General features: G+C 44.6%; 12 protein-coding genes. 2 read left to right on the top strand and 10 right to left on the bottom strand.

Going from position 1 to position 12,889, the window contains the following annotated elements:
• Positions 1-159: 159 nt before the first annotated feature.
• From yajC to ykzS, 10 genes are all read right to left on the bottom strand, one after another.
• The gene (gene yajC, locus FFM73_RS11155) at positions 160-549 is read right to left on the bottom strand and encodes a preprotein translocase subunit YajC (protein ID WP_137631781.1); all 390 of its coding nucleotides are present in this window, start codon (positions 547-549) and stop codon (positions 160-162) included.
• Positions 550-656: 107 nt separating this feature from the next.
• On the bottom strand, positions 657-1,799 hold the full coding sequence (gene tgt, locus FFM73_RS11150) for a tRNA guanosine(34) transglycosylase Tgt (protein ID WP_137631780.1): 1,143 nt from the start codon (positions 1,797-1,799) through the stop codon (positions 657-659).
• A 74-nt stretch (positions 1,800-1,873) separates the two neighbouring features.
• Positions 1,874-2,908 (bottom strand): tRNA preQ1(34) S-adenosylmethionine ribosyltransferase-isomerase QueA, encoded by a 1,035-nt coding sequence (queA, locus tag FFM73_RS11145; protein ID WP_137631779.1) that lies wholly within the window; start codon positions 2,906-2,908, stop codon positions 1,874-1,876.
• A gap of 13 nt (positions 2,909-2,921) precedes the next feature.
• Entirely contained in the window at positions 2,922-3,935 is a 1,014-nt protein-coding gene (gene ruvB, locus FFM73_RS11140) for a Holliday junction branch migration DNA helicase RuvB (protein WP_137631778.1), read from the bottom strand.
• A gap of 39 nt (positions 3,936-3,974) precedes the next feature.
• The gene (gene ruvA / locus FFM73_RS11135; RefSeq protein WP_137631777.1) at positions 3,975-4,574 is read right to left on the bottom strand and encodes a Holliday junction branch migration protein RuvA; all 600 of its coding nucleotides are present in this window, start codon (positions 4,572-4,574) and stop codon (positions 3,975-3,977) included.
• A gap of 200 nt (positions 4,575-4,774) precedes the next feature.
• Entirely contained in the window at positions 4,775-5,794 is a 1,020-nt protein-coding gene (locus FFM73_RS11130; RefSeq protein ID WP_137631776.1) for a lysylphosphatidylglycerol synthase transmembrane domain-containing protein, read from the bottom strand.
• Between the two features lie 10 nt (positions 5,795-5,804).
• A complete protein-coding gene (locus FFM73_RS11125; RefSeq protein WP_137631775.1) occupies positions 5,805-6,824 on the bottom strand; it encodes a glycosyltransferase family 4 protein in 1,020 nt (339 codons plus the stop codon).
• 22 nt (positions 6,825-6,846) lie between these two features.
• A complete protein-coding gene (locus tag FFM73_RS11120; RefSeq protein ID WP_137631774.1) occupies positions 6,847-8,031 on the bottom strand; it encodes a glycosyltransferase family 4 protein in 1,185 nt (394 codons plus the stop codon).
• A 278-nt stretch (positions 8,032-8,309) separates the two neighbouring features.
• Positions 8,310-8,576: a phosphocarrier protein HPr gene (locus FFM73_RS11115; protein WP_137631773.1), complete on the bottom strand. Its 267-nt coding sequence runs from the start codon at positions 8,574-8,576 to the stop codon at positions 8,310-8,312.
• 170 nt (positions 8,577-8,746) lie between these two features.
• Complete coding sequence (gene ykzS / locus FFM73_RS11110) at positions 8,747-8,938, bottom strand: protein YkzS (protein ID WP_137631772.1); 192 nt, start codon at positions 8,936-8,938, stop codon at positions 8,747-8,749.
• A gap of 337 nt (positions 8,939-9,275) precedes the next feature.
• On the opposite strand from ykzS, the gene FFM73_RS11105 reads away from it, so the two are divergent.
• Together FFM73_RS11105 and FFM73_RS11100 are read left to right on the top strand one after the other, a co-directional pair.
• Positions 9,276-11,528, top strand: a complete 2,253-nt coding sequence (locus FFM73_RS11105; protein ID WP_137631771.1) for an ATP-dependent Clp protease ATP-binding subunit — start codon at positions 9,276-9,278, stop codon at positions 11,526-11,528.
• A gap of 166 nt (positions 11,529-11,694) precedes the next feature.
• Positions 11,695-12,771, top strand: coding sequence for a MucBP domain-containing protein (locus tag FFM73_RS11100; protein ID WP_137631770.1), 1,077 nt, complete (start codon positions 11,695-11,697; stop codon positions 12,769-12,771).
• Positions 12,772-12,889 lie beyond the last annotated feature (118 nt).

Here is a 12,889-nt window from a genome sequence, read left to right as displayed (position 1 = left end):
CGTATTTTTTTGGAACGCGTCTGGTTCAAACCATTGTCCAAAAAACTGCCAACTAAAAAAGCACCTAGACCAATTGAGGTCTAAGTACTCCTATAAATCTAAATCAACTCTACTTGACGAAGTGCCAAAAAATCTCCCTCAACAAAAGGGAGATTAAAGCTATTTTTCAGCTTTGGTATCATCTTTAGAATCATCAGTTGCTGAGGCTGAAGGTGTTGCTTCAGTCGCATCAGTCTTGTCATCTTCAGCTGGTTTTGTTTCAGTTGATGCTGCTGATGCTGCAGCAGTCACTTCACTAGCTGCAGAACGTTGAGTCACTGAGCCAATGGCGTTAAGGTCAAAGACCAAATAAATGCCATCACAGTCAAGTGTGACTGTCTTTGCTTCATTGTTGATCTCATCGACCACACCGTGAAGCCGACCGATCGTAACCACGTGATCGCCCTTTTTCAATTGGCTTAACGTATCTTGATGCTTTTTTTGCTGCTTACGTTGTGGCCGGATCATTAAGAAATACATCGCAACGATCATCACCACAATCAACAACATACTAGAATAACTTCCAGCATTTGAGCCTGCTAAAACGTCCAAATTGTTTCACCCACCTTTGTCTACTGTTTAATTTAACAAAAATTCGTCAATCAGTCTATCGAATATCAGAAATTTTTTGGATTTGGTTGATTATAACCGTATTCTTCAAAAAATTGTGCTCGAAAATCAACTAAATTATCGTTCATGATGGCCTCACGCACTTTTTTCATGAGGTGTAACAAAAAGTATAAATTATGGTAGCTGGTCAGTCGTAGGCCAAAACTTTCATCGGCTTTAAACAAATGGCGAATATACGCCCGGGTGTAGTTACGGCAGGTGTAGCAATCGCATTGATCATCAACGGGCGTAAAATCACGGGCATACTTAGCGTTCTTCACGGTCAGTCGTCCATGGCTGGTCATGCAGGTTCCACGACGAGCGATTCGGGTGGGCAGCACACAGTCAAACATGTCAATACCGCGCATAACACCGTCAATTAATGAATCCGGTGACCCCACGCCCATTAAATAACGGGGCTTGTTGGTTGGCAACATTGGTGCCGTAAAATCAAGCACCCGGTTCATTTCTGCCTTGGACTCACCAACCGATAGCCCACCAATTGAATAACCCGGGAAATCCATGCTGACCAGATCATGGGCTGACTGACGCCGCAGATCCTCATAACCAGCTCCCTGAACGATGCCGAATAGCCCTTGCCAATCGGGATTAGCGTGAGCTTTTAAGCCCCGTTCAGCCCACCGGGAAGTCCGTTCAACTGAGTGTTTAATGTAGTCATAGGACTCAAAGAATGGCGGACATTCATCTAAACTCATCATGATGTCCGGCCCCAGGTCATTTTCGATCTGCATCGCTTTTTCTGGTGATAGAAATAATTTGTCCCCATTGGAGGGGTTCCTAAAGTGAACCCCTGCCTCCGTGATATTGCGATTTTCCGCTAACGAAAAGACTTGAAAGCCACCGGAATCGGTCAAAATTGGTTTGTGCCAGTTCATGAACTGGTGTAATCCACCGGCTTCTTTAATCAGGTCTTCTCCCGGTTGCAGCCACAGATGGTAGGTATTAGCTAAAATCACGCCGGCACCCATCTCATCTAACTCTTCGGGTGCCAGTGACTTGACTGTCGCTTGGGTCCCTACCGGCATAAACATCGGCGTTGGGAATGTCCCATGAGGCGTGATCAGTTCACCCAGCCGAGCCCCAGTATCTTTTTCAGTTTTGATCAGGCGATATTTAATCGCTGGTTCCATAAAATTGTTCCTCCGTATTTAACTAACAACGGCCCCTTGCTAGTACTGTTGCGCAAAAGGTCGTTAAACAATCACTATTTAATAAACATGGCATCACCGAAGCTAAAGAAACGGTAACGTTCTTCAATCGCATGGTGATAAGCATTCAAAATATTGTCACGGCCAGTAAAAGCAGCCACTAACATCACCAGCGTTGATTTCGGTAAATGAAAGTTGGTAATAAAGGCGTTCACAACCTGCCACTGATAACCGGGTTTAATGAAAATATCCGTCCAGCCAGAGTCGGCTTTGATCTCACCGTGGAATTTGGTGCCAATGGTCTCCAGCGTGCGAATCGAGGTGGTTCCTGTGGCAATAATCCGGCCACCGTTAGCCCGAACTTCATTTAAAGTCTTAGCGGACTCCTCTGACAGCTGATAAAACTCTGAATGCATTTTATGATCTTCAATGTTTTTTTCATCCACTGGTCGAAAGGTACCAAGACCCACGTGTAAGGTCAGATAAACTAGCTTGACGCCCTTATCCTGAACCTTCTGCAGCAGTTCCTTAGTCCAATGCAAACCAGCCGTAGGAGCAGCTGCTGAGCCCACTGTCTTGGCATAAACGGTCTGATAGCGTTCCGGATCATCCAGCTTTTCCTTGATATAAGGCGGTAACGGCGTCTCACCAAGCTTTTCCAAAATCTCCATGAAGATGCCGTCGTAATGAAATTCGATCATCCGACCGCCATGCTCCAATTCTTTAGTAACAGTGGCGGTTAAGACCCCGTCGCCAAAGCTAACGGTTGAGCCGACGCGCATCCGTTTAGCCGGTTTCATCAACGTTTCCCATTCGTCGCCTTGGGTATTGTGCAGTAACAGCACTTCCACGTGACCACCGGTATCCGGCTTAACGCCATAGATCCGGGCTGGCATGACGCGAGAGTTGTTCATGACCACGGCATCGCCAGGATTCAAGTAATCCACAATATCATAAAAATGCTTATCGGTCATTTCACCGGTCTGGTGGTCTAAAACCAGTAGTCGGGAAGCGTCCCGTTTTTCAATGGGTGTCTGGGCAATCAGTTCGTGTGGTAAATCGTAATCAAAATCTTCTGTGGTCAGTGTCATAATGAAGGTCCTTTCACTTTTTATCAGGGGAAATACCAAGGTGCTCATAGGCCAATGGGGTTACCATTCGACCACGAGCGGTGCGTTTGATGAAACCTTTTTGAAGTAGGAACGGTTCGTACATTTCCGCGACGGTATCAGTTTCTTCACCAATATTAGCAGCTAACGTGTTAAGGCCAACTGGGCCACCGTCATAAAAGCGGATCATGGTTTCCAGCAGCTTAATATCAGTCTGATCTAAGCCCTCATCATCCACCTGCAGCATCTGTAACGCTTGCTGGACAATCGCCCGGTCAATCGAATCATGGTGGGTAGAAACTTCAGCAAAATCACGAATTCGTTTTAATAACCGGTTAGCAACTCGGGGCGTACCCCGTGAACGACGGGCAATTTCGTGAGCTCCCTCTTCTTGGATGGGTGAGTTCAAAATCTTAGCGGACCGTTTAACGATCTGTTCCAGTTCCTCAGTGGTGTAATAAGCCATGTGACCAACGATTCCAAAGCGGTCACGTAACGGTGCTGACAGCAAGCCCGCACGCGTTGTCGCACCGATCAATGTAAACGGCGGTAACGGAAAATGGATCGGATGAGCAGTTGGACCTTGCCCCACCACGATATCAATGAAGAAGTCTTCCATCGCGGAATACAGCATTTCCTCAACCACCTTTGGTAACCGGTGAATTTCATCAATAAATAACACGTCGCCGGGATTAAGTTCGTTGAGCAGTGCGACTAAGTCTCCCGTTTTTTCAATGGCCGGACCGCTAGTAGTCTTGATGCCAACTTGCATTTCACTGGCGATGATCATGGCTAGCGTCGTCTTCCCTAATCCAGGAGGACCGTATAAAAGAACGTGATCCAGTGCTTCTTCCCGCTTTTTAGCCGCGCGAATATAGACACTTAGTTCACGTTTTAAAGCCGTTTGACCGATGTATGTCGACAAGCTGCTTGGTCGCAAAGAGCGTTCAACTGATGCCTCGGTATCATCCTGCTTTTCTCCCGCAACAACTCGATTATCTTCAGTCATCCGCACGCCTCCTTTAAAACATAAAACAATTGACTTAAGTTACTTGGTTAATAATTTTAACGCCATACTTAAATAAGTATCCGTCGTCTGTTCAGGTTCTTTTTGTAAGGCTTTTTCAGCCCGTTTGATATCCCGATCCTTATAACCCAACGCCGTTAACGCCTCTAAAGCATCAGCTAGAGCTGCGTTATCTGTCGGCGAAACTGCTGAACTGGTTTGATCAAATAAACTGTTAGCTGAAAAATCACCTAACTTATCTTTTAGATCCAGCACAATTTGCTGAGCGGTCTTTTTACCAATACCAGGAAACTTGGTCAAATAAGTGACGTTATCTTGGCCGATAGCGTCCACAATGGCCTGCTGATCACCATTAGCCAAAATGGCCAACGCGCTCTTAGCACCAATTCCGGATACCGCAAGCAGCTTTTCAAAGAGTTGCTTTTCCTTCAACGAGCTGAACCCATATAGCGTTTGGGCCGTATCACTAATGGTCTGATGAACGTAAATTTTAACTAAATCATCGCCGATCTCAAACTGAAAGGGGTTCGCCACCCGAATTAGATAGCCCACGCCATTCACGTCAAGAACCACGTAAGCCGGTTGAATATCAACGATCTTACCATTTAAATACTGATACATTTTTATGCTAGCTCCAGTTCTTTAATTTAAGTAAACGTACGTTTGCCTATGAGATTGTAACATGAATGACAGCCCTCCGGCAAGGTCGCACAGCCAGCCATGAACTGCCTTGCACTGACTGAAACAACCTGGTTATCGGCCAATGATCAGCCAATAATCAGGTTATGTTTTACAACTGTTTTTATGTTACCCGTTTTAATCTAAGACTTCAGTTTAATTTTATCTGGCTTAACTGCTAGTGCTACCATGCCGGCTACGATTCCCAAATAATAGGTCAGCAGCCGCCAGAGCAGCATAGCTAGCACGAGCTTACTTGAATTGGTAATGTAACTGCTGAACAAGACCGTAAACGTATATTCGGCACCGCCAGACCCACCAGGAATGGGAAAAATGGAAATCACCATGACGATTATGACATGCAGACAAGTCACCATCACAATATTAGCGTGAGTATAGCCCAGTGAAAGCATGATGAAGTAAGGCACCAAGTAATAGCACATTAACTGGAAAAAGGTGATCACGATCACTTTTAGCAGCAGCTTCCATTGGCTGATCAGTTGAACACTTTCCTGATAAAATAAATCGATCTTAGTATCCAGACGCACGATCCAGTCATCAACCCGGTCACCCTTAGTGAACCAACGTACTGGGATCATGACGATGCGCATTGCCTTTTTAGTAAACTGCGGCCAAAACATCACTAAGAATAACCCGATGATCACCGCAAAGTGAATCACAAAGCCAAACACTACAAACAAGGATAAGTAACTTAATTTACTGACCATGTACTGAAACCCGATGATCAAGGCAATTAAAAAGTTGATCACGATCATCGCCTGATAGACAATAAACTTCATCAACAAAATCGAACTGGCTCGGCCGCCATCAATACCGCTTTGAAGCATGGCAACCAATTGGGCAGGCTGTCCGCCAGATGAAAACGGCGTGATACCGTTAAATAGCTGTTCAATGAGAGGAATGCGCAAAGCACTTTTAAAAGAATAATGCCCTAACCGTTCATCCACGAAGACCTTAACCACTAATCCTTCAAGTAAAAAGTAAAGCAACATACACAAAATCGCCACCAGCAACCAGCCCTGATGGATGGTCGTAAAGTCGCGAATTAAGATGTTGAATTTTACATCCCGTAAAGAATAACCGAAAATGGAAACTCCCAATAGGATAATGAGGAACAATGCAATTTTATTACGTCTCGACATACTTATTATCTTATCCTTTTCTTGCCTGTTCAGTGTAGAATTGCAGCCAGATCTTGGCTAGTCGTTCCTCTGAATAATAGTCGGCGGCCTGTTTAGCTTTCCGTTTAAGTGCCGTCAGCACTGTTGAATCTGAGCTGAGATCAGAAATGATCTGATCCATCTCATCAACGTCTTTAGCAGCCGCATAGTCACCCTTAATGATCGCGTGATAGAGATCCAAATCACGTAACAAAACTGGCGTGTGGGTACTGAACGCTTCTAGAACGGACATCGGAAACAGTTCATTATATGACGGTAGCAAAAATAGATCAGCCAGATTGTAATAGTCGACCAATTTATCGCGATCAATGATCCCGGGAAAACTGAGGTTGGCCGGTGGATTATCCACCACCTGCTTCAGCTTTTCGTAGCCGTCAGTGATCCGGCCAAACGAAAAGCCGCCAGTCCAGATAAACTGCATTTCTGGATGTCGTTTGGCTAATTCAATGAAATCAAAGACGCCTTTGCGAACTTGTACTTGACCGGAACCCAATATCGTAAACCGATCAGGATAATGGTATTGTTCTCGTAACGCCCGTTTACGGCTATCTGAAGCCGGATGAAACATTTCGGCGCTCACAAAGTTCGGAATATAAGTCACCTTATCCTTACTGATCCCGTAGGCTTCTAGCTTAGGAATAAAGGACGGATTGACCACTACTAACTGGTCCATCCGCTTATAAAAAGCAATCACGTAACGATAAAAAATAGCTTTAGCAATTTTTGGCAACTTGAGACTGCCTTCCAGGGTCTCCGGCAGAAAATGCACAAAGCCGATTTTCCGTCCCCTTCCCGGCATAAACGTTGACAGGTAAAACGGAAAGTTAACCGTATGATAATGGCTAATGTCGCTACGACCGTACTGATTGATTTGAAGTGAAATCTGGTCTGATTCACGGGTCTTGAGCAGCCGAACCAGTTCCGTGTAGACACTGCCGACACCTTGGCCCTTCACTGAATCTGCGGCCGAAAACATTGTGATTTTTAACATACTTGGCTCCGTTTCCTAAAGATTAATTACTGTTACTAATATTTGCTGAACGCTCATGATTTTCTTCATAGTTAAGTTGCGTATCGTGATAGAAGTCAACGACTTTCTCACCGAACGTTTCGCTTGAAACCTGCTTTAAAGTCTGATTCAAGCCGGTATGATCACCGATTTTATCATGGTTGAGATAATAAATCATCTTTTCAACCATTTCGTCCTGTGTTTTAAAGGTTGCTCCTAGATCAGGGTTTTGCAGCAGGTCATCCGTATAGGGACTGGATTTGACCACGATTTTCTTATCTGAAGCCAACGCCTCAATATAGGTCAACCCTTGCGATTCCGAATCGGAAGCAGACACAAATAAATTGGTCGCGTGATAAAACGCTGAAACTTCATTATTATTGATCTCGCCAGTAAAGATCACGCGGTCATCGAGATTGAGATCATGCGCTTGCTGCTCCAAGTCTTCCTTAGCGGGACCATCACCAACGATCATAAGATACGCGTCAGGCAGCTTTTTTAAAAGCGTTGCGAACCCATCAATAACTTCTTTAATGTTTTTTTCGTAAGCCACTCGACTTAAAGACAGCATCATGGGTGCGTCTGCTGGAATATGATATTTTTCGCGCACGTTTAATTCGGCTTCATCTGGCTCATACTGCTCCAGATCAATCCCAGTTGGAATAACGCGAATCGGTGCTTTAACACCATACCCCTGTAAGGTGTCGATCACCCGCTCACTGGGGGCCACCACGCCGTCTAGATGACTGCAAAAAGCCAGGGTCATCTGCTTAACATGCACTGGCTTTAAAATTTTACCGTTCGCAACGTAGTGAAGGTAATCTTCATACATCGTATGGTAAGTATGGATGCACGGAATCTTCATCGCACGTGCGACAAATTTTCCAATTAAGCCCATTGAAAATTCAGTCTGCGTATGAACAATATCCAGATTTAATTCCTTAGCTAACTGATAAGCATGCAAAAGGCCCCGAAAGGCAATTCGCCGATCAGTAAACGACACGAATGGCACGCTGGGAAACCGAAAGATATTACGTTCATAGACGTCTTTTTCAACGTGCGGATCGGTCGTCGTAAAAATGTACACTTGGTGACCCTGTTTTTCCAACTCATGGCGCAGTGTTTTGATGGAAGTTGCCACACCGCTCACTTGAGGGAAGTATGTGTCAGTAAATAAACCAATGTTCACGACAATCCCCCATCTCTTTAATCCTGTCTTCTTATTATTGTTAATAATTATATTGGTTAGCTGTGTGTAATGCAAGAATAGAAAATTTGTTCTGACGCCGTAAATTCGTCAGTTTACGTATGTTATTCAACCTACTAACAATAGCTTATCACGCCTAGGGGTGCAAGCACCTTTGCTTTTTCTTAAATTTAAAAAAAGGTTTTCCAGAAAAAACACTTTCTGGAAAACCTTTTTTATCGATCAACTTTTAGCTAACGTTGATTGTTAGTAGAATTGCTTTAGTTTGATAGCCCTTCAGCCTTCATCGTCTTGGCGATTTCATCCATGGCTTCAGTCTCGTCGTCGCCATCAGCAGAGATGGTAACGTCAGTGTTTTGACCAACACCTAATGACATCACACCCATGATGGACTTCAAATTGATGGACTTGCCGTCATACTCCAAGTTGATGTCTGAGTTAAACTTGCTGGCTGCTTGTACTAACAAGGTTGCAGGACGAGCATGAATACCAGCTTCTGCAGTAATCCGAAAGTTGCGTTTTTCCATAATATATCAATCTCCTTTATCAGCTAAAAACAAATTGGGCTACTTTTCATCAGTTTCATAAGAACGGCTTTTATGAAATAAATAGAAAAACACCTTTATCCTAAGAATATCAATTTATTAAACAAAATACAAGCCGTTGCCGAAAATAATCAACCGCTTACATCGTTTATTTACTGTGTTTGGTCATGATCATAGCGATAAATGATTTTGCCATTCTTCTCAGCTTGCCCCACGACTCGCTTACGGGACTCAAACTGCATATAAGCTGTTTGAAACGTCATGAAATCAGCTGGTTCAACAGTAAATTCATCTAAATCACCTGATTTGAGCCGTGCCATCAAATTGGCATAGTCTTCAGCCAAATCCGTCACCCCCACAGCACCGAAATTTTTAGTTCGCTACATTGTACCATAACTAATAACTCAAAGTAAAAACACAAATTAAGAATTGGCTTATTTTCAGCTGAATCGCCTGAAATATCAATTATCTAGTCAAACTGCTTGCAAGATTTGCCAAAATGCAGTAAAACATAAATTGAGTTAGCACTCGTATAGCCTTCGTGCTAATTTTAACCCTAAAGTGCGAGCAAACTACTTGCGAAAACACTTGGATATTGTATAATAGGGTCAATGGTCAAGATTGGTCAGACAATTGATCAGTTATTGGCATGACTACTTTAATTAAGAGAGGAGTCGAGATATGCTGTGTCAGAATTGTCATCAACGTGAAGCGACGATTCATTTGTACCTAAACGTAAATGGTCAAAGGCAGCAAGTTGACCTTTGTCAAAATTGTTATCAACTTCTAAAAAATCAGCAGAATAACTCTAATCCTGGAAATGGAGGTGCGCAAATGGCACAAGATCCATTTGGCTTTGGTAACCTAGACGATATTTTCCGCGCCATGCAAGGTGGCAACCAAAATGGCAATCCGCAGGGCTATCAACAACAAGTCCCACCTACCCAGCCAAGCGGCCCGAATAACGGTGGCCGTCAAAACGGCAACGGTAATGGTGGTCTATTAGGCCAATACGGTATCGATCTTACTGAACTTGCAAGTCAGGGCAAGATCGATCCAGTCATTGGCCGTGACCGGGAGATCTCTAGAGTCATCGAAATTTTGAACCGACGGACTAAGAATAACCCCGTTTTGATCGGTGAAGCCGGTGTTGGTAAAACGGCGGTGGTTGAAGGTCTCGCTCAAAAGATCGTCTCTGGTGATGTTCCGCAAAAACTATTGAATAAAAAGATCATTCGTTTTGACGTGGTTTCCCTTGTTCAAGGCACTGGTATCCGTGGTCAATTTGAGCAGCGGATGCAGCAGTTAATGAAGGAAGTTACTGATAACCCTAACATCATCTTGTTTATTGATGAAATTCACGAGATCGTGGGTGCTGGGAACGCTGAAGGCGGTATGGACGCCGGTAACGTTTTGAAACCAGCACTTGCGCGTGGCGAGTTCCAGTTGGTCGGTGCGACCACTTTAAATGAATACCGAGATATTGAAAGGGATCAAGCACTGGCCCGTCGTCTGCAGCCCGTCACCGTGGACGAACCATCTCCTGAGGAAGCCGTTAAGATCTTAAAGGGCATCCAAAAGAAGTATGAGGACTACCACCACGTTCACTACACTGATGCTGCACTGGAAGCAGCGGTCAAATTATCCGACCGTTACATTCAAGACCGTTATCTCCCTGACAAAGCCATTGATTTACTTGATGAATCAGGTTCTAAGAAGAACTTGACCATTAACGTGGTTGATCCCAAGACGATCGACGAAAAAGTCAAGACGGCTGAAGATCAAAAGCAAGCTGCTTTGAAACAGGAAGATTACGAAAAAGCCGCCTACTACCGTGATCAAGTCACTAAGCTGGAAGAAGCTAAGAAGTCACAGACGTCTGCCCCTTCTGCCGACGATGAGCCTCAGGTTACTGAGGAAGATATGCAAAAGATCGTCGAAGAAAAGACGGGGATTCCAGTTGGCGAACTGCAGAATAAGGAACAAAAGCAGTTGCGTGATTTAAGCGATTCTTTGAAGACTCACGTCATTGGTCAAGATAACGCCGTGGATAAGGTTGCCCGGGCCATCCGTCGTAACCGGATTGGGCTCAATGGTACTGGCCGTCCAATCGGTTCGTTCCTGTTTGTCGGCCCTACTGGGGTTGGTAAAACAGAACTGGCTAAGCAACTAGCTCGTGAGCTCTTTGGCTCAACGGAAGCCATGATTCGGTTTGATATGTCTGAGTACATGGAGCCGCATTCAGTGGCTAAGCTGATTGGTTCACCGCCTGGCTATGTGGGTTACGAAGAAGCTGGTCAGTTAACTGAACAGGTTCGTCGCCACCCTTACAGTCTGATTCTCCTAGATGAAGTTGAAAAAGCCCATCCAGATGTCATGCATATGTTCTTGCAGATCTTGGATGATGGCCGTTTGACCGATTCACAGGGACACACCGTTTCCTTCAAGGATACGATTATCATCATGACGTCAAATGCTGGTACCGGTGATGCCGAAGCCAGTGTTGGGTTTGGTGCTGAAGTAGCTGGTAAGACCCACTCTGTTCTGGATCAGCTGACGAATTACTTCAAACCTGAATTCTTGAACCGGTTTGATGATATCGTTGAATTCAATTCCCTTACCAAAGAGAACTTGATGAAGATCGTTGGTCTGATGATCGATGATGTCAATGTCATGCTTGGCAACCAAGGCCTGCACGTTCACGTCACTGAACCAGTGGAAGCTAAACTAGTGGAATTAGGTTATGATCCTGCCATGGGTGCTCGACCACTTCGGCGAGTTATTCAAGAGCAGATTGAAGACCGAATTGCCGACTTCTACCTAGCCCACAATAACGTCAAGAATCTAGTTGCTAAAATTGAAAATGGTGACATTACCCTTGATGAAGAATCGCCAGCTGCACCTGCAACTAACGAGACTGAAACCAAGAAGTAATTCACTTTAAGTCTTAAAACGGGTCTGCCCATCAGTCATTTGATGAGCAGACCCGTTTACTGTCACAGCGCGATTTTCAGGTCGGCAATATCTCACTGAAAACTTCTCCGATACCTAGTAAGTGGGGTATACTAGAGATAAAGAAACGTTTGGAAGGGGGATTCATATGTCTTTTTGGGACCGGTTAAAAAAATTAATGACTAAGAATCGACCCAGAACCCCTTCTCGGCGAATCGTCTCAACGTTATCTGATAGTTCGATCTTAAAACCTAAGCGTGATGAAACTCAGACTATTACTAAACAAGAGCCTACGTCCAAAACAATTAAGCCCAGCACTGCCACAATTGATGCCCCTGCTAAAGAACAGAACGGATCAGCCGTCATGCTGGTGCTCTATTTGGATGAGCAAAATCAGCCGTTGAGAAAACCGCAGTGGCTCAATGGCCGGCTGGGTGAAAAGGTTCACTTTACCCCCCACCACATTGAACACTATCTACTGTTTCACATCATTGGCTTTGCCACTCATTTTGCCAGTCCTTACCGGATCATGACCCTTCAATTTACCAAGGAGATGGGCCATCCCGTGATCCTGTATTCAGTCGACTACGATACCCGCGAAATGCTTGCAGCCCCAGTTATTCAAACTGGGGCCGTGAACCAGCCCTTTGCCTTTAGTAAGACTGAACTGGACAGCTTTCACTTAATTAAAGCTAATCGGCCGTTGACGGGCCACTTTACAGAAGCGTCCCAAACCATTGTGGTAATGCTACGTCGCAATAATTGGACTGCTGTTCAGCGTATCAGTATTTTTGTCCGCTTAAAAGGCAGTACTCAGATCTTAGACCAACCTGATGGGCAGCCTTACCGCTATGAATTTCCTAAAAATTCAGTTTGGCGGGCCTTTATCCGGGTGAACACCCAAACTGGTGAAACCTGGTTTAATTTAGGTGGTCCGCAGTGGATCAACGGCAAAAACGTCACTCAAACTAACAGGCCCGAAAATAAACAGCTCGGCAAACGTGAACCGGTGGTATTTAGACCTATTAACCGTTCAGCAATTATTGACTTTGTTGCCGGTCGTTCTCTGCACGTGTATGCGGAACCTAATGGCCGTGCCATCAAACTTATTGCTGATGGCACTAAGATTCAGATCACCGGTGAATATAACGATAGTAATCACCTAAAATGGTACCGGCTGGCTGATGACAGCATCATCCGTGCACAGTACGTTAAATTCAAATAATTCAAAGAAGCCCCGATTATGCACTATGCCCTGTCAAGTTGACAAATGAAATAATATAAAGTTTTATGTGTTCCTAAGCGGCTTCACTCCAGTATTCGTCTGGAGTGAGGCCGTTTCT

This window comes from Secundilactobacillus hailunensis (genome assembly GCF_005405185.1).
Taxonomy (GTDB): Bacteria; Bacillota; Bacilli; order Lactobacillales; family Lactobacillaceae; genus Secundilactobacillus; species Secundilactobacillus hailunensis.
This window is presented reverse-complemented; position numbering and strand designations above follow the sequence as displayed.

Coding starts and splice junctions, on each gene's coding strand:
- FFM73_RS11130 (WP_137631776.1), bottom strand. CDS start 5,794: ATGTCGAGACGTAATAAAATTGCATTGTTCCTCATTATCCTATTGGGA.
- ruvA (WP_137631777.1), bottom strand. CDS start 4,574: ATGTATCAGTATTTAAATGGTAAGATCGTTGATATTCAACCGGCTTAC.
- FFM73_RS11125 (WP_137631775.1), bottom strand. CDS start 6,824: ATGTTAAAAATCACAATGTTTTCGGCCGCAGATTCAGTGAAGGGCCAA.
- yajC (WP_137631781.1), bottom strand. CDS start 549: ATGTTGTTGATTGTGGTGATGATCGTTGCGATGTATTTCTTAATGATC.
- queA (WP_137631779.1), bottom strand. CDS start 2,908: ATGACACTGACCACAGAAGATTTTGATTACGATTTACCACACGAACTG.
- FFM73_RS11100 (WP_137631770.1), top strand. CDS start 11,695: ATGTCTTTTTGGGACCGGTTAAAAAAATTAATGACTAAGAATCGACCC.
- tgt (WP_137631780.1), bottom strand. CDS start 1,799: ATGGAACCAGCGATTAAATATCGCCTGATCAAAACTGAAAAAGATACT.
- ruvB (WP_137631778.1), bottom strand. CDS start 3,935: ATGACTGAAGATAATCGAGTTGTTGCGGGAGAAAAGCAGGATGATACC.
- FFM73_RS11105 (WP_137631771.1), top strand. CDS start 9,276: ATGCTGTGTCAGAATTGTCATCAACGTGAAGCGACGATTCATTTGTAC.
- FFM73_RS11115 (WP_137631773.1), bottom strand. CDS start 8,576: ATGGAAAAACGCAACTTTCGGATTACTGCAGAAGCTGGTATTCATGCT.